Below are 16,919 nucleotides of genomic sequence, written 5' to 3'. Positions count from 1 at the left end.
CTTGTCAGCTTTGCGTGCCAGCCGATTCCTGCGCACGGCGCAGACGTTCGCGGCTGTTCGTCAGGTGCGTGCGCATGGCCGCACGTGCGGCTTCCGGATCGCGTCGGGCGATCGCGTTGTAGATGTCTTCGTGTTCGCGATTCACGCGGTTCAGATACGACACCTGATCGTCGTCGGCCAGCGCGGCCGAGTTCACGCGCGTGCGCGGGATGATCGTGTTGCCGAGCTGTTCGAGAATGTCGTGGAAGTAGCGGTTGCCGGTCGCGCTCGCCACTTGCAGGTGAAAGGCGACGTCGGCGGTCACGGCATTGCCGGTGCGCTGACGCACGTGCATTTCGAAGTCGTCGAGCGCCTGACGCATCGCCTTGAGCTGCGTGTCGGTGCGACGGTTCGCGGCAAGACCGGCAGCTTCCGTTTCCAGCGAGATACGCAGCTCCAGAATCGCCATCACGTCGAGCATCGTGAGAATGCTGTTGGTGTCGACTTGCAGCGCATTCTCGCGCGGCGCTTCGAGCACGAAGGTGCCGATGCCGTGACGCGTCTCCACCAGTTGCGCTGCCTGCAATCGCGAGATCGCCTCGCGAACCACCGTACGGCTCACGCCGAGGCTTTCCATGATGGCCGACTCGGTCGGCAGCTTGTCGCCCGGGCGGAACGTGCCGGCGCGAATCTGCTCGGACAAGGCGCTCACCACCTCCTCCGTGAGGCTGCGAGACTTGCGGCGAGGACGTGCGGGCAACGGGCTGGTCATGGACATGGCGTCGGTTGGCATTGTGGGTGACGATAAATGGCGAAAAGCACCCCCAGTTTACCTTATCGACCGTCGCATACATACGACAACCGATAAGAATCGACCGCCAGCGCCACAACCCAGACGATATCGGGCGCTGGCGGCCGAGAGCACTGCATTGTGCGACTTCTCGCGACCACTCGGAACTCCCCGGACCGGCACGCGCACGGCGCCGCTCCGGACAGCCTGACTTCAGACGGACGAACGTCAGAAATCGACGCGAATCCCCAGCATGCCGACGAACTGCGAACTCGTTGCCGACGGCGTGCTGTTCTGCGAATCGCCGACCACCGGACCCGCGTTGATGATGCTCACGCCGTTGGCCGAGAGTGACTTGCCGTTGGCGTGCTGCCACGCTTCGAGCGCATAGAGCGACGTGCGCTTCGAGAGCGAATACACCTGCGCGAGCGACACCTGATGGTACGTGGCGGCGTCGGTGATGCCGTTGGCCTTCGAGGCGGCGGTGTAGCTGTACGCAGCGGCCAGACGCCACTGCGGTGCCACGATCCACGACGCATGCACGCCGGCCGTATTGAAGACCGCGGAGTCGTGGAACAACGACGCGGCGCCCGGCTTGTATTGCACGTTGCTGTAGCTCGCGCCCAGCGTCACGCTGCCGATCGTGTAGATACCGGCCACGGCGATGTGTTGCAGTGAGTCTGCGGTGACATAGCCCTGATTGACGGCGGACGTGCCCGGCGTGCCCGTCGACGCGCCATTCCACGTCGTGCCGCCGCCTACGTTGTTCATGCGAAGGTAACCGGCTGCCAGCGACAGCGGACCGCCGTCGTAACGCAGCGCACCGGAGAACGTGTTGCCCTTGCCCATGGCGCCGGGCTGACCGCCGAAGCCGTATTGCACGCTGGCCGTCACGCCCCACAAAACGGGCGAAGTGTACGTCACGGAGTTGTTGATGCGGATGGTCGTGTCGAGACCGTCGATATCGCCGGGGTGAGCGCCGGTCGCGCCCGTTACGTAGGCGACCGGACCGATCGTGCCCACGAGCAGGTAGTACGGCGAATACTGACGACCGATGGTGACCGTGCCGGCCTGATCGTTCTTCAGGCCGACGAAGGCCTGACGGTTGAACATCACCCCCGACGAGCTCAACGCGCCGTTGTTCACGTCGAAGCCGTTCTCCAGCTGGAAGAGTGCCTTGGTGCCCCCACCGAGATCTTCCGTGCCGCGCAGGCCCCAGCGGCTGCCCGCGAGGTTGCCGTTGCGCAGGTAAGTGTTCGATTTACCGTTCTGGTTGCTGCTGTAAGTCAGTGCATCGTCGACGATCCCGTACAGCGTCACGTTCGACTGGGCAAACGCCGGCACGGCACCGGCGGCGAGACCGGCCAGTACCAGCCCGGCAAACAGTTTCGAATGTCTCACGACTTCTCCTCTTGTGATGTATTTTCCTGGACTTCGCCTATTGGGCGGATCGCACACCGGGGTGTGCGTCTGAGGCTTGCGCTGCTTCGCTTCCTTCTCTTCGCTTCGCTTCTTCTTGCTTCGTTCTCGTGTTGCCTCTACTCAAGGTGCTGCCGTGGTGTTCTGTCGCCGCGCGCGAGCGGCGCTGACGTGATCGTCCTCATGGGGTCGTGCGCAATCACCGTTGAGCCATCGCCCTGACGTCATCGCCTTGACGTATCGCCGCTACGCAATCGCCGTTAATAACGCGGTGCCTTGCCGCTCCAGTCGGGGCGGTATTTGCGCATCTGCACGGCGTCGTTGCGCGTGCGCAATCCGCAGCGCAGATACTGTTCGTGCAGCTTCGCCAACTGGTCCGGGTCGATTTCCAGCCCGAGGCCGGGCGCTTTCGTCACAGCGACCGCGCCGTTGCGAATCGCGATCTTGCCCCCGCGCACGACCTCTTCGTCGGCCTCCTGCCACGGGTAGTGCGTGTCGCACGCGTATGAGAGACGCGGCACGCTCGCGGCCAGATGCGTCATGGCCATCAGGCTGATGCCGAGGTGTGAGTTGGAGTGCATCGACAGGCCGAGATCGAACGTCTCGCACATGCGCGCGAGCAACTGCGTGTCACGCAATCCGCCCCAGTAGTGGTGATCGGAGAGGATGATCTGCGCGCCGTTCAGGCGCACGTTCTCGCGAAACTGCCGCAGGTCGGTGACGACCATGTTCGTGGCGAGCGGCATGCCCGTCGCACGATGCAGCTCGGCCATGCCTTCGAGCGTGGGCGTGGGGTCTTCGTAGTATTCGAGATCGCCCGCGAGTTCGCGTCCCATCGCAATGGCGGTGGCGAGCGACCAGTTGCCGTTCGGATCGATGCGCAGCGGCGTGTCGGGGAATGCGCGCTTGAGCGCCCCCAGGCACTTCACTTCTTCCGTCGGTTCGAGCACCCCGGCCTTGAGCTTGATGCTGCCGAAGCCATAGGTGTCGATCATGAAGCGCGCCTGTGCCACGAGTTGCTCGGCATTCAGTGTTTCGCCCCAACTGTCCGGCGCATAGGGCGAATCGATGTGCTGGCCGTACTTGAAGAACAGGTACGCGCTGTACTGCACTTCCTGACGCACCGCGCCGCCCAGCAGTTCGACGAGCGGGATGCCCAGATGCCTGGCCTGCAAGTCGAGAAACGGGACTTCGAACGCGGAGTAGATTTTTTCGGCGTCCTTGCGAGGGTCGGTGCCGGGGGCAAGTTCGTACTCCACGCGCTCGCCGCGCACGCCCTGACGCACCACCGCCGCCACGCGCTCGCGCAGCCCATTGGTATCGAACGGGTCCATGCCGATCAGATGCGGCCGGGCGTTTTCGAGCAGCGCGAGCACCGGCGCATCGCCGTACGTCTCTCCGAGGCCGACATGCCCGTTATCCGTCTCGATTTCGATGATCGAGCGCAGGGCATACGGCTCGTGAATACCCGCGGCGTTGAGCAGCGGCGGGTCGCGAAAAGCAATCGGGGTGATCGTGATGCGCTGGATTTTCACGGCAACTTTTCCTCGGTCTCCACCAGGGACGTGACGTCGGCGGCAACGCCATCTGCGACGTCCATATCGCGGCTCATGTTGTGCTTTATGTCACTTTTACGTCATCGTATGACTGGCCGTAATTTAGGTGACGCCATGGCCCCTCTCTATCGGTGAAATCCCTAGTGAAATGATCGGCATCCTGATGAAATATGGCTTTAAAGCCCGATTAAACAAGGATATCAGGATCACTTAGGGAAACCACTGGGGTGATTTGGCATGTCTCCCAATTGCAAATCTCATATCTCAGTCATATGATGACTTACGAGAAATTTAACCAAAAGGAGACAGCATGGCCTTCAGCCGCAGGGGATTCTGGCAACGCACTTTTGGCGCAGTGGCATGTGCCGCAGGACTCGCGAGCATGGCAAGTGCCGCAAGCGCAGCGCCTGTCGCGCTGAACGTCGTGGACGTAGCGGGCAATCTCGCGCTCACGCAAAAGGGCTTTGAAGCCTTCCGCGACAAGTACCCGGATCTCGTCTCCAAGATCACGTTCACGAACGCTCCCGCGCCGCAGTTGCCGGGCAAGATCAAGGCCATGCAGGCGGCCGGCCGCTCCGACATCGACATCGTGCTGACGGGGACCGACGCGCTGGCCGCAGGCATTCAGCAAAACCTCTGGCAACGCCTGCTGCCCGACTACAGCGCCAAGTTGCCCGGCGTGCTCGACAAGTACGCGCCGAACGTGCGTGCGATGCAGGAACTCTCGAAGGGATACGGGCTGGCCGTGACGTTCATGCCTGCCGGTCCGCTCGTCGAATACAACCCGGCGAAGGTGACGCACCCGCCGAAGACGCCGGCCGAACTGCTCGCCTGGTGCAAGGCGAATCCGGGCAAGCTGATTTATGCGCGTCCGGCCAACTCGGGCCCGGGGCGCACGTTCCTGATGGGGCTGCCGTACCTGCTCGGCGACAAGGATCCGCACGATCCGATCAAGGGATGGGACAAGACGTGGGCGTTCCTGAAAGAACTCGACACGTGCATTCCGTACTACCCGGGCGGCACGTCGGCGGTGATGAAGGAGTTGGGGGAAGGCAGCCGCGACATGACCGTCACCGTTACGGGCTGGGACATCAATCCGCGTGCGCTCGGTATCGTGCCGGCAACGTTCAAGGTGCAGTCGTTCGACAAGTTCACGTGGGTGAACGACGCGCATTACATGGTCGTGCCGAAGGGCGTGCCGAAAGAGAAGATGGACGTGATCGTCAAGCTGATCAACTTCATGCTCGAACCGGCGCAACAGGCGCTCACGTACGACGACGGCTACTTCTATCCGGGGCCTGCGGTGAAGGACGTGCCGCTGTCCGCCGCCCCGGCGAAGAGTCAGGAAACGATCGCGAAGTATGGCCGTCCGGAATACGCGAAGCTCATCGCCGACTTCCCGCACGCCGTGCCGCTCGATGCGACGGCGATGGTCGCCGCGTTCCAGAAGTGGGATGCGGAGATCGGTTCGCAGAAGTCGAAATAAGGGTCTCGTCATGAAGCACAACTTCCAGCAACTGCGGCTCGATCACGTGGCGCGCAGCTTTACCAACGCCGAAGGACAGTCGGTGGCCGCGCTCAACGGCCTCGATCTGAGCATCGAGCGTGGGGAGTTCATCGCGCTGCTCGGCCCCTCGGGCTGCGGCAAGTCGACGGCGCTCAATTGCATTGCCGGACTCACGCCGCTCACGGGCGGCGCGATCTGGCTCGACGACGAGCGCATCGACGTGCTGCCGAGCGAGAAGCGCGGCTTCGGCATGGTCTTCCAGAACTACGCGCTGTTCCCGCACATGAGCGTGCTGGATAACGTGGGGTTCGGGCTGCGCATGCGCGGCGTGTCGCGTGCCGAGATCGAGAAGCGCTCGCGCGAAGCGTTGCAACTCGTGCAGCTCGTGGGCCACGAGCGCAAGTTGCCGGGACAGTTGTCGGGCGGTCAGCAACAGCGCGTGGCGATTGCTCGCGCCATCGTGATCGAACCGCCGGTTGTGCTCATGGACGAACCGCTGTCGAACCTCGACGCGAAGCTGCGCATCGAAATGCGTGCGGAAATCCGTCGCATCCACGGCAAGCTCGATCGCGCGACGATCTACGTCACGCACGATCAGGACGAAGCGTTGTCGATGGCCGATCGTATCGTCGTGATGAAAGAGGGCGTCGTGCAGCAGATCGGTGCGCCGCGCGATGTGTACGGACGTCCGCGCAATCTGCACGTGGCGCGCTTCATGGGCTATCGCAACGTGCTCGATGTCTCGATCACCTCGGCGCAGGGCGAGCGTGCGCGCGTGTCTTGCGGCGGGGCGTCGTTCGACGGCGTGCTGATGGAGCCGCCCGCCGCCGGCGGAAAAGTCGAGGGCAAGGTGAGTGTGGCAATTCGTCCCGACGATTTCGAGCGCGCGCCCGCTGCCAATGACAATGCCTTCGAGGCGGTCGTGGAGACGGTCGAGTATGGCGGTCGCGATTCGCTGTTGCGCATGGCGTCGCCGTTCGGGCCGCTGTATGCGCGGCTGCCGGGCGATTACGCCGTCGGTGAGCGCGTGCCGCTGCGCGTGCCCGCCGAGCGCACGCTCGTCTACGCCGGAGAGCGCGCATGAGTGCCGCAGCTTCCGCCGCGATCAACACGACGCCGGCTGCACGTTTCGACGGGCGCGGGTGGCTCGTCGCACCGGCGCTCGTGTGTCTGGTCGCGATGTTCGTGTATCCGTTCGCCTACGGCCTGTTCCTGTCGTTCCAGCCGATGGAGGGGGGCGGTGTCCTTGCGAACTACCTGAAGTTCTTCACCGATCCGACGTTGTGGCCGACGGTGCTCATCACGCTCAAACTCGCGGTGCCTGCGACGCTCATCAACGTCGGCGCGTCGATCCCGGCAGCGTTCGCGCTGCGCAAAAGCACGCGCGCATCGAAATTCGTGACGATGCTGCTTGTCGTGCCGGTCACGCTCGGCACGGTGCTGATCGCCGACGGCATGCTGACGTACTACGGCCCGAACGGCTGGTTCCCGCAGGCGTTGCATGCGCTCGGGCTGTATCACGACGAAGTCCGCCTGACGCATAACTACTGGGGCGTGCTGATCTCGCTGGTGATATCGGGTTTTCCGTTCGCGTTCCTGCTGATCCTGTCGTACGTGACCGGCATCGACCCGACGCTCGCGCGCGCCGCCGGCACGCTGGGCGCCGGGCCGTGGCAGCAGTTCCGTCTGATCTATCTGCCGTTGCTGGTGCCGGGGCTGACGATGGCGGCATGTCTGTCGTTCGTGCAGGCGTTCTCGGTGTTTCCGTCGGCAGTGCTGCTCGGTGTACCTGCCGGGGCGACGCGTGTCGTGTCGATCGCGGCGTACGAGGCGGCGTTCGAGAGTTACGACTATTCGCTCGCCTCGTGCGTGGCGATCGTGATGGGTTTCGTTCAGTTGCTGATCGTGGCGGGCATGCTCGGCGCACGCCGGGCGTTCTATAGCGGTCCGACCACGGGAGGCAAGGGATGAGCGTCGCAGACAAGCATCCGGCCGGCACGCTGGCCGCGCAAAACGGAGAGTTCATGGCAACGAAGGGAGCCGCAAGCCAGACGGCGGTCGCGCCCGAAGCGCGGCGCAAGCTGCGCCGCGAGGGGCCCGGTTCGCGCTTGTGGCGCGTGCTGGTGTGGGGCGCGATGATTTTCTTCCTCGTGAACGTGGCGTTGATGATTGCCACCGTCACGATGAACTCGTTCGCCACGCGCTGGTTCGGCACGCCGCTGCCCGAAGGCTTCACGCTGCACTGGTATGCGCAGGCGTGGCGTGATTTTCAACTGGCCGACGTGCTGTGGGTGACGGTCGAGGTCGTGGGCGCGGTCGTGCTGTTGTCGATCGCGCTGGGGGTGCCGGCGGCCTATGCACTGGCGCGCGCGCAGTTTCCCGGCAAGAAACTCGCAATGCTGGTGTTTCTGTTGCCGCTGATGGTGCCGCCGGTCACGTACGGCATTCCGATGGCGACGGTGCTCTACAAGGTCGGTCTGGGCGGCACGCTCACGGGGGTGATTCTCGCGAACCTCGTGCCATCGTTGCCGTTCGTGATTCTGGTCATGACGCCGTTCATCGAACAGATCGATCCGAATCTGGAATCGGCCGCGCGCATCTTCGGGGCGAACACGCTGAAGTACTTCCGTTACGTGTTGCTGCCGCTGCTGGTGCCCGGCATTCTCGCGGCGGGGTTGCTCGTGCTGGTGCGCACGATCGGCATGTTCGAGCTGACGTTCTTCACCGCGGGGCCCGACACGCAGACGCTGGTCGTGGCGCTGTACTACGCGGTGTTCTCCACCGGCGTGCGTGCGCCGCAGTCCATCGATGCGATGGCGATGATCTACATGGCGATCACGCTGCTGTGGGTGCTCATCGCGCTGCAATTCGTGAGCCCGACGCAGCTTGTCAGCCGTGTGAAGGAAGCGCCGAAGGGAGAGTGACACCGGGGCGGATACGGGGGGCGCATACACGAGGGCGACGCCCCTCGGCGCCACCGTCGGCAGGACCACCGAAGGCCCGCATTCGTCATGAGTGCGGGCCTTTTCCACATGACAAAAATGTAATCTGCGTTTCATGTTGGTGTAGGCGCGCGCTTCCTACGATGGGTACCCAACAGGCTTCGATGTCCAGCCTTCCTTAGCCAAGCAAAAGGGGTACTACCATGCAAAAGCGCCTAGCGCTCTACGCCGCCGTCGGCCTGATGGCCCTCATGTCCACCGCGGCCCGCGCCGATCACGTCTACGACGACGCCAAGCCTTTCTTCCCTCCCGCCGGTGACGCCAATCGCGCCACGCCGCAAACGATTCAGTCGGATCTGAAGCAGGCGCACGCGCAAGGCGTGCCGGTGCCGTCGAATCTCAAGGCCATTCAGTCGACGCAGGGTGCGTCAGGCAAGACCCGCGACGAGGTGTATCGCGAACTGGTCGAGGCCCAGCGTCTGGGGTTGATGAATCAACCCGATTCGGTCTATCCGCGTATGTCGCCCACAGTATCGCCCGCTGTCTCGCCCGCTGTCTCGCCATTCCCGTCGCGACAGGCCGCCAACTGACCTGATTCACGCGGCTCCCGCATTGGCCCGAGCCGCTTTTCGCATTTTTTCGCATCTTCTCCCCGTTGGGCACGTTGCCGGAAGCAGCGCACGCTCAGGGGGATTCCTGGTGTCGCTTTCATGAAGAACCTGATCGTCACGACCTGCCTCGCGATGAGCGCAGCCGTGATGGGCAACAGCTATGCCCAATCGCAACCCGCCTCCGCCTCCGCCACCGTCACGGCATCCGGCCAGACGACAGGCCTCACGCTCGCGCAGGCCATGCAACTGGCGTTGGACAACCACCCCACGTTGCGCATCGCGCGACGCGAGATCGATGCGCAAACCGGGGCGCTCATGCAGGCCGGGGCGCGCCCGAACCCCGAGTTGTCCGTGTTGCAGGAGGACTTCCGCAATGCGTCGCGTACAACGACCTTTCAACTGACGCAGTCCATCGAGCTTGCGGGAAAGCGTCACTACCGGGTCGAGGCGGGGGAGGCGGCGCAGCGTGTCGCCTCGCTGGACGCGCAGACCGCCGAGACGACGGTGCGCAGCGAAGTCGTCACGCGCTATTTCGAAACGTTGTCGGCGACGGCGCTCGTGGCGCTGGCCACCGAGACGCAGGACATCGCGCAGGACACCTACGCCGCCACCCGGCGACGCGTGCAGGCCGGAAAGATTTCACCGGTCGACGAGGGGCGCGCGCAGATCGCGTTGAACAACGCGCAGATCGAAGTCGCGTCCGCGCGCGCGTCGCTCAGTCGCGCACGCGGCCGTCTCTCGCAGGCGCTCGGCGTGTCCGACACGACGCTGCCCCAGCAACTCGCGGGCGATCTCGACGCCTTGCCGCAACTGCCGGTCTGGTCATCGCTGGTATCGGCCTTGCCGACCACACCCGCGATGCGCTCGGCCAGCGAAGAGATCAACCGGCGCGACGCCATGGCCCGGCTCGAACGCGCGCAGCGCGTGCCCGACGTGAGCGTGAGCCTCGGGTTGAAGCGTGTGACGGACAGTGGCCGTACCGACAATCAGGCGGTCGTGGGGCTGTCGATTCCGCTGCCGATCTTCGACACGCGTGGGGGGGCTGCGATGGAAGCGGCGCAACGAGCCGACATGGCGCGCGATGCCTATGACGGTGTGCGTCAGCAACAGCAGGCGCTGCTACAGGCGTCTTATGCAGAGTTCTCGGCCGTGCGCGAAGCCACGCTGAGCCTGCGGGACAACATCCTGCCGCAGGCCGAGCGCGCGTATGACGCCACCCGGCGGGGATTCCTGCTGGGCAAATTCGGCTTCCTCGACGTGCTGGATGCGCAGCGAACGCTATCGCAGGCGCGCTCGCAGTACATGACGTCCATCGCCAACACCTATGCCGCGTATGCCACGGCCAGTCTGGCCGTGGGCGGCACGGTCGACGGCGTCGCGCTGTTATCCCCCGAATACCTCTCGTCCGCCTTATCCACGTCCCCTAATCCGCCAACGTCTGCCAAGTAAGGATCTGCTGTGCAACGAATCAGAAAACTGCAAATCGCCGGCGCGGTCGTCGTGCTGATCGCCGGCGCGGCCATCGGCCTGTTCGCCTTCGATCGGTCTGCGAGGGCCGTTTCGGCGTCTGTCTCGGCGCCCGCGGGCAGCCAGTCGGCATCGTCGGGGGCATCACACGCGCATGACGGCGCAGACGACGGCCATGCGAGCGACGAAAAAGGCGCACACGGCGACACCGCACGCGCGTCGGGCGAAGCGAAGGATCACGACGACGAGGGGCTGGTCAGTCTCAGTGCGGACCAGCAGTCCGCCGCCGGTATCGAGGTCAGGGCGGCAGGCGCGGCACAGATCGTCGAATCGACGCAGTTGCCGGGCGAAGTGCGTTTCAACGAGGACAGGACGGCGCACGTCGTGGCGCGCGTGGCAGGGGTGGTCGAGCGTGTGAACGTCAATCTCGGTCAGCAGGTCAGGCGCGGCGACGTGCTGGCCGTCATCTCCAGCACACAGGTCTCGGAGCAGCGGGCCGAATGGCTCACGGCACAGGAGCGTCGCGCGATGGCGCTCAAGACGTTCGAGCGCGAGAAGTCGCTGTGGGAAGACAAGATTTCGGCCGAGCAGGATTTCCTTCAGGCACAGCAGGCGCTGCGCGAGGCGGACATTGCGTTGCGCAACGCGCGTCAGAAACTCAATGCGTTAGGCGCTGACAAAGGTGCAGGCGGCACGGATGGCGGCGGCCTGAACCGATTCACGCTCAGAGCGCCTTTCGACGGCACGGTCGTGGCGAAGCATGCCGCCATGGGCGAAGCGGTGACCGAAGCCGGGGACCTGTTCACGATCTCCGATCTGAACGCCGTCTGGGCCGAAATCGCAGTGCCGCCGCAGTGGCTGGGCGCAGTGCGCGTCGGCACGCCGGTCGAGGTGCGCGCCACGGCGTTCGACTCGAAGGCGACGGGGCGTGTGTCCTATGTCGGCGCGCTGCTCGGTGAGCAGACACGCACGGCGGTCGCACGCGTCACGCTGGACAACCCGCAGGGCGTGTGGCGCCCCGGTGTGTTCGTCAACGTGGCGCTCACCACGAGCGAGGTCACGGTGCCCGTCGCCGTGTCGCTCGACGCGGTACAGACGATCGGCAACGACACGATGGTCTTCGTGAAGTCGCCCAAGGGCTTCGTGGCAACGCCGGTGCAAACTGGTCGCCGCGACGGCGCCTCGGTCGAGATCGTCAAGGGACTGTCCGCTGGCACCGAATACGCCGCATCGAACAGCTTCCTGCTCAAGGCGGAGCTCGGTAAGAGCACCGCAGAGCACGGTCATTGACAGACGGGGACGCCAAGCATGTTCGAACGCATCATTCAATTTTCCATCCGGCATCGCTGGCTGATGCTGGTCATGACGCTGGCGGTGGCTGTCGCCGGTGTCTTCGCCTATCAGCGTCTGCCCATCGACGCCGTGCCCGACATCACCAACGTTCAGGTGCAGATCAACACCAACGTGCCGGGGTACTCGCCGCTCGAAGCCGAGCAGCGTGTCACGTATCCCATCGAGACGGCCATGTCGGGATTGCCGGGGCTGGAGCAGACCCGTTCGATCTCGCGATACGGTCTCTCGCAGGTCACCGTCATCTTCAAGGACGGCACGGACATCTATTTCGCCCGGCAGCTCGTGAACGAGCGCATCGCGCAGGCGAAGGGGAAGCTGCCCGACGGCATCAATCCCGAGATGGGGCCGATCTCGACCGGGCTCGGGGAGATTTTCCTGTGGACGGTCGAGGCGACGCCGCAGGCCCGCAAGCCGGACAACACACCTTATACGTCGGCGGATCTGCGCGAAATTCAGGACTGGATCGTCAAGCCGCAATTGCGCAACGTCCCGGGCGTGACGGAGATCAACACCATCGGTGGGCTGGCCAAGGCGTATCAGGTGGCGCCAGACCCTGCGCGCCTCATCTCCTACGGCCTCACGTTTGCCGATGTCGTGCGTGCGCTGGAGCGCAACAACGCCAACGCCGGGGCGGGCTACATCGAGCGACGCGGTGAGCAATACCTCATTCGCGTGCCGGCACAGGTGCGCAACACCGACGACATCGGCAACGTCGTGCTCAACAACGTGGGCGGCGTGCCGGTGCGCGTGCGCGATGTCGCGCAAGTGTCGATCGGACAGGAACTGCGCACGGGCGCGGCGACGGAGAACGGCCGCGAGGTCGTGCTCGGCACCGTGTTCATGTTGATCGGTGAAAACAGCCGAACCGTCTCGCGCGCCGTCTCGGAGAAGATGGTCGAGATCAACAAGCGTCTGCCGGAGGGGGTCTCCGCGATTCCCGTGTACGACCGCACGGTGCTGGTGGACAAGGCCATCGCGACGGTGAAGAAGAATCTGCTCGAAGGCGCGGCACTCGTCATCGCCGTGCTCTTCCTGTTCCTGGGAAATCTGCGCGCCGCGCTCATTACCGCCATGGTGATTCCGCTGGCGATGCTCATGACCTTCACCGGCATGGCGGCCGGTCGCGTCAGCGCGAATCTGATGAGTCTGGGCGCGCTTGACTTCGGCATCATCGTCGACGGGGCCGTCGTGATCGTCGAGAACTGTGTGCGCCGTCTGGCGCATGCGCAGCAGGCATCGGGACGCCCACTGTTGCTGCGCGAGCGTCTGAAGGAAGTGTTCGCTGCGGCGCGCGAGGCCCGTCGGCCGTTGCTGTTCGGTCAGGCCATCATCATGGTGGTGTATGTGCCGATCTTTGCCCTCACCGGTGTGGAAGGCAAGATGTTCCATCCAATGGCGATCACGGTCGTGATGGCGCTGGCCGCTGCCATGGTGCTGTCGGTCACGTTCATTCCTGCGGCGATTGCCGCGTTCATCGGCCATCGGGTGTCCGAAAAAGAAAATCGGTTGATGACGCTGGCGCGTCGTGCGTACGAGCCGGCGCTGGATTGGGCACTGGCGCACAGCCGTGCGGTGGTGGCCGGTGCCTGCGTCACCGTGCTGCTGACGTTCGCGCTCGCCACGCGACTGGGCAGCGAGTTCATGCCGAGCCTCAACGAGGGCGATCTGTCGATTCAGGCGCTGCGCATTCCCGGCACGAGCCTCACGCAGTCGGTGGCGATGCAGCAGCAACTGGAGAAGGCGCTCGTGGCGAAGCTGCCGGAGATCGAGCGTGTGTTTGCGCGCACGGGGACGGCCGAGGTGGCGTCCGACCCGATGCCGCCGAACATCTCGGATGGGTACATCATGCTCAAGCCGAAGTCCGAATGGCCCGATCCGGGCAAGTCGCGCGAGCAGTTGATCGACGAAGTCACGCGTATCGCCCAATCGATCCCGGGCAGCAACTACGAGTTCTCGCAGCCGATCCAGTTGCGTTTCAACGAACTGATCTCGGGCGTTCGCAGCGACGTGGCGGTGAAGGTGTTCGGCGACGACACGGCCGTGCTCGACGATGTGGCGGGGCGCATCAGCGCACGTCTGCAATCGATTGAAGGCGCGACCGAAGTCAAGGTCGAGCAGACGTCGGGCCTGCCGATGCTCACGATCAACGTCGAGCGCGAGAAGATCGCCCGCTACGGCGTGAACGTGGCCGACGTGCAGGACACCGTCGCGGCGGCGCTCGGCGGCCAGACCGCAGGCACGCTGTTTCAGGGCGACCGCCGGTTCAGCATCGTCGTGCGCATGCCCGACGCGTTGCGCAGCGATCTGGACGCGATCCGTCGTCTGCCCATCGCACTGCCCCGGGCCGAAGGGGCGGGCGGTGGCGCGTCGACAGTCGCAGGTGCCGCCCCGCGTGTCGCGTTCATCCCGCTGTCCGAAGTGGCGACGCTCGATCTCTCGCCCGGTCCCAACCAGATCAGCCGCGAGAACGGCAAGCGGCGCGTCGTGGTGAGCGCCAACGTGCGCGGGCGCGATCTGGGTTCGTTCGTCGAAGACGCTCGCAAGCAGATCGAGACGGTAGCGGTGCCGCCGGGTTACTGGACCGCGTGGGGCGGTCAGTTCGAGCAACTTCAGTCGGCCTCGGATCGTCTGAAGATCGTTGTGCCGGTGGCGTTGCTGATGGTGTTCGGCCTGCTCTTCGTCATGTTCAACAACGTGCGCGACGGTCTCATCGTCTTCACCGGTATCCCGTTCGCCCTGTGTGGTGGACTCGTCGCGCTGTGGCTGCGCGGCATCCCGTTGTCGATCACGGCGGCCGTGGGGTTCATCGCGCTTTCAGGCGTTGCCGTGCTGAACGGGCTGGTCTTGATATCCTTTATCCGCAATTTGCGTGATAACGGACGTCCGCTGGCCGAGGCGGTGCGCGAAGGTGCGCTCACACGCCTGCGGCCGGTGCTGATGACGGCGCTCGTCGCGTCGCTGGGCTTCGTGCCGATGGCGATCGCCACGGGCACCGGGGCGGAGGTCCAGCGTCCGCTCGCGACGGTCGTCATCGGAGGGATTCTGTCGTCGACCGTGCTGACGCTGCTGGTGTTGCCGGTGCTCTACCGCATGGTGGGGCAGCGCAGTCGCAAGGGAAGTTAACTGGAGAAGGCGGTAGGAGGAGGTATGAGAATTCTTGTCGTCGAGGACGAGTTCAAGACGAGTCAGTACCTGAAGAAAGGATTGACGGAGGCCGGTTACGTGGTCGATGTCGCCGGTGATGGCGTCGACGGCCTGCACATGGCGGTGACCGGCGCCTACGATCTCGTGATTCTCGACGTGATGCTGCCGGGCAAGAGCGGCTGGCAGGTGCTGGACCAGTTGCGCGCGCAGCAGGATACGGCGGTCCTGTTCCTGACGGCGCGCGACGATCTCGGCGATCGGGTCAAGGGGCTGGATCTGGGGGCGGACGACTACATGACCAAGCCGTTCGCCTTTGCGGAGCTGCTTGCCCGCATCCGCACGATCCTGCGACGAGGGCGTACGCGAGAGTCAGACGTGCTCGTCGTCGGCGATCTCGAACTGAATCTGCTGGGCCACAAAGCCATGCGTCAGGGAACGAGCATCGTGCTCACCGCCAAGGAGTTCCTGTTGCTTGCGTTGTTGATGCGACGTCAGGGCGAGATCCTGCCGCGCAGTCTGATCGCCTCGCAGGTGTGGGACGTCAATTTCGACAGCGACACCAACATCGTCGACGTGACCATGCGGCGCTTGCGCGCGAAGATCGACGATCCGTTCGAGCCCAAGCTGATCCATACCGTCAGAGGCATGGGCTACGTGCTTGAACGCCGCGAGGGCACGGCGTCATGAATTTCTCGTTGCGTGCGCGGCGCACGCGCTCCTTGCGCGCGCGTCTCACGTTCATTATCGCCGCGTGCGAGTTCATGGTGCTCGCGCTGATTCTGCTCTATCAATACTTCGCGCTCTCCGAGCAATTGCGGGTGCGCGCGCATCAGGATCTGCTGGGCACCGTCACCGCGCTGCGCCACGAACTGGGCAGCATCTCGACGAAGGCCGAGATCGGTGCGGACCCGCGTCGCTGGTACGACGCGACACACGGCCATCAGAATCTCGATTTTGCCGTGCTCGACACCGACGGCAAGACGCTCGTGGCGAGCCGGGGGTATCGATCTGCCACAGGCGAACTGACGCGTGTCGGCTCCGGCAAGACGCCCGGCGACGACGATGTGCACCGGCTCGGCAGAGGCAAGCCCGGCGAGCGTCTGCAATACGTCGCGGCAGATGCCGTGATCGGCGACGGTGGCGCTGACGCCGCGCACGTCGTCCTCGTCGTGCAGTTGGATTCGACGGAGCGGCTGGCCGTTCTCACGCAGTTCGCGCTGACCGCGCTGGCGGTGCAAATCGCGGGCACCGTGCTTATCGGGGCGTTGACGTTCTGGCTGGTGACGCTCGGTCTGCGTCCGCTGCAACGGCTTACCCGCGCCGCTGAACAGGTGTCGGGCGAGCGGCTCGGCAACGAGGGCGAGCCACTGCCGGAAGACGACATCCCTGCGGAACTTCGCGACCTCACGCATGCGTTCAACCGCATGCTTGCGCGGCTGAACGAGTCGTTCACGCGGCTCTCGCAGTTCTCGTCGGACCTCGCGCACGACTTGCGCACGCCGATATCGAACATGATGGGAGAGGCGCAGGTTGCGCTCTCGCGTGAACGTCCGCCAGCGGAGTACCGGGCGGTACTGGTGTCGGCCATCGAGGAGTGCGAGCGTCTGTCGCACATGATCTCGACAATGCTGTTTCTCGCGCGTGCCGAATCGGCGCATACGGAAATCCGACGTGAGGCGAGTTCGCTGGCGGCTATCGCGGTCTCGCTGGTCGAGGACTTCTTGCCGATGGCGGAGGAGGCAGGGCTTGGGCTGAAGGTCGAGGGCGACGCTGCCGCAGCGGTCGATCGGGCGCTGGTGCGGCGTGCGCTGGCGAACGTGCTCGTCAATGCCATCCGGCATTCGCGCGCGGGCAGCGTGATCTCGGTGTCTTGCACTACGACGCCCGGACACGCGAGGATTCGCGTACATAACGTGGGCGACGTGATCGCGCCGGAGCACTTGCCGCGTATCTTCGATCGGCTCTACCGTGTCGATCCGTCGCGGCACAACGAGGAAGACGCCAGAACCGGCGGCACCGGCCTCGGTCTGGCGATCGTCAAATCCATCGTGGAACTGCACGGCGGCGAGGTCACCGCGAGCAGCGACGCGCGCAATGGCACGTCGCTGGTCCTCAGCTTTCCCTTGCGCGCGGACGTGAAGGGGTGAAGGG

13 protein-coding genes are annotated in these 16,919 nt (G+C 64.6%); 10 read left to right on the top strand and 3 right to left on the bottom strand.

Annotated features, from left to right (window positions below; all coding sequences use genetic code 11):
* Nucleotides 1–4: 4 nt before the first annotated feature.
* From PCA20602_RS01825 to PCA20602_RS01815, 3 genes are all read right to left on the bottom strand, one after another.
* Entirely contained in the window at nt 5–751 is a 747-nt protein-coding gene (locus PCA20602_RS01825) for a FadR/GntR family transcriptional regulator (RefSeq protein WP_083254233.1), read from the bottom strand.
* Nucleotides 752–997: 246 nt separating this feature from the next.
* Nucleotides 998–2,170 (bottom strand): porin, encoded by a 1,173-nt coding sequence (locus PCA20602_RS01820; protein ID WP_246181974.1) that lies wholly within the window; start codon nt 2,168–2,170, stop codon nt 998–1,000.
* Nucleotides 2,171–2,448: 278 nt separating this feature from the next.
* Nucleotides 2,449–3,723 (bottom strand): glucarate dehydratase family protein, encoded by a 1,275-nt coding sequence (locus PCA20602_RS01815; protein ID WP_150719714.1) that lies wholly within the window; start codon nt 3,721–3,723, stop codon nt 2,449–2,451.
* Between the two features lie 403 nt (nt 3,724–4,126).
* Here PCA20602_RS01815 and PCA20602_RS01810 point away from each other — a divergent pair, with 403 nt between their 5' ends.
* The 10 genes from PCA20602_RS01810 (at nt 4,127) to PCA20602_RS01765 (ending at nt 16,915) form a co-directional block, all read left to right on the top strand.
* Nucleotides 4,127–5,230 carry an ABC transporter substrate-binding protein gene (locus PCA20602_RS01810; RefSeq protein ID WP_150719713.1) on the top strand — a complete coding sequence of 368 codons (1,104 nt, stop codon included), beginning with the start codon at nt 4,127–4,129 and terminating at the stop codon, nt 5,228–5,230.
* Between the two features lie 10 nt (nt 5,231–5,240).
* On the top strand, nt 5,241–6,335 hold the full coding sequence (locus PCA20602_RS01805) for an ABC transporter ATP-binding protein (protein ID WP_150719712.1): 1,095 nt from the start codon (nt 5,241–5,243) through the stop codon (nt 6,333–6,335).
* Nucleotides 6,332–7,222: an ABC transporter permease gene (locus tag PCA20602_RS01800; protein ID WP_150719711.1), complete on the top strand. Its 891-nt coding sequence runs from the start codon at nt 6,332–6,334 to the stop codon at nt 7,220–7,222. The genes PCA20602_RS01805 and PCA20602_RS01800 overlap by 4 nt, the downstream gene beginning before the upstream one ends.
* Before the next feature lie 53 nt (nt 7,223–7,275).
* On the top strand, nt 7,276–8,175 hold the full coding sequence (locus PCA20602_RS01795; RefSeq protein ID WP_425495634.1) for an ABC transporter permease: 900 nt from the start codon (nt 7,276–7,278) through the stop codon (nt 8,173–8,175).
* 221 nt (nt 8,176–8,396) lie between these two features.
* Entirely contained in the window at nt 8,397–8,783 is a 387-nt protein-coding gene (locus PCA20602_RS01790; protein WP_150719709.1) for a DUF4148 domain-containing protein, read from the top strand.
* Between the two features lie 120 nt (nt 8,784–8,903).
* Nucleotides 8,904–10,253, top strand: coding sequence for a TolC family protein (locus tag PCA20602_RS01785; RefSeq protein ID WP_150719708.1), 1,350 nt, complete (start codon nt 8,904–8,906; stop codon nt 10,251–10,253).
* A gap of 9 nt (nt 10,254–10,262) precedes the next feature.
* The gene (locus PCA20602_RS01780; protein ID WP_246181973.1) at nt 10,263–11,561 is read left to right on the top strand and encodes an efflux RND transporter periplasmic adaptor subunit; all 1,299 of its coding nucleotides are present in this window, start codon (nt 10,263–10,265) and stop codon (nt 11,559–11,561) included.
* Nucleotides 11,562–11,579: 18 nt separating this feature from the next.
* Nucleotides 11,580–14,747, top strand: coding sequence for an efflux RND transporter permease subunit (locus PCA20602_RS01775; protein WP_150719707.1), 3,168 nt, complete (start codon nt 11,580–11,582; stop codon nt 14,745–14,747).
* Between the two features lie 24 nt (nt 14,748–14,771).
* A complete protein-coding gene (locus PCA20602_RS01770) occupies nt 14,772–15,455 on the top strand; it encodes a heavy metal response regulator transcription factor (protein ID WP_150719706.1) in 684 nt (227 codons plus the stop codon).
* A complete protein-coding gene (locus PCA20602_RS01765) occupies nt 15,452–16,915 on the top strand; it encodes a heavy metal sensor histidine kinase (RefSeq protein ID WP_150719705.1) in 1,464 nt (487 codons plus the stop codon). The genes PCA20602_RS01770 and PCA20602_RS01765 overlap by 4 nt, the downstream gene beginning before the upstream one ends.
* Nucleotides 16,916–16,919 lie beyond the last annotated feature (4 nt).

Origin of the sequence: Pandoraea capi, assembly GCF_902459735.1 — a bacterium.
GTDB classification, from domain to species: Bacteria; Pseudomonadota; Gammaproteobacteria; order Burkholderiales; family Burkholderiaceae; genus Pandoraea; species Pandoraea capi.
This window is presented reverse-complemented; position numbering and strand designations above follow the sequence as displayed.

Excerpts from the sequence above, each read along its gene's own strand:
- PCA20602_RS01825 (WP_083254233.1), bottom strand. The coding sequence starts at position 751 with ATGACCAGCCCGTTGCCCGCACGTCCTCGCCGCAAGTCTCGCAGCCTC.
- PCA20602_RS01810 (WP_150719713.1), top strand. The coding sequence starts at position 4,127 with ATGGCAAGTGCCGCAAGCGCAGCGCCTGTCGCGCTGAACGTCGTGGAC.
- PCA20602_RS01805 (WP_150719712.1), top strand. The coding sequence starts at position 5,241 with ATGAAGCACAACTTCCAGCAACTGCGGCTCGATCACGTGGCGCGCAGC.
- PCA20602_RS01800 (WP_150719711.1), top strand. The coding sequence starts at position 6,332 with ATGAGTGCCGCAGCTTCCGCCGCGATCAACACGACGCCGGCTGCACGT.
- PCA20602_RS01795 (WP_425495634.1), top strand. The coding sequence starts at position 7,276 with ATGGCAACGAAGGGAGCCGCAAGCCAGACGGCGGTCGCGCCCGAAGCG.
- PCA20602_RS01790 (WP_150719709.1), top strand. The coding sequence starts at position 8,397 with ATGCAAAAGCGCCTAGCGCTCTACGCCGCCGTCGGCCTGATGGCCCTC.
- PCA20602_RS01785 (WP_150719708.1), top strand. The coding sequence starts at position 8,904 with ATGAAGAACCTGATCGTCACGACCTGCCTCGCGATGAGCGCAGCCGTG.
- PCA20602_RS01775 (WP_150719707.1), top strand. The coding sequence starts at position 11,580 with ATGTTCGAACGCATCATTCAATTTTCCATCCGGCATCGCTGGCTGATG.
- PCA20602_RS01770 (WP_150719706.1), top strand. The coding sequence starts at position 14,772 with ATGAGAATTCTTGTCGTCGAGGACGAGTTCAAGACGAGTCAGTACCTG.
- PCA20602_RS01765 (WP_150719705.1), top strand. The coding sequence starts at position 15,452 with ATGAATTTCTCGTTGCGTGCGCGGCGCACGCGCTCCTTGCGCGCGCGT.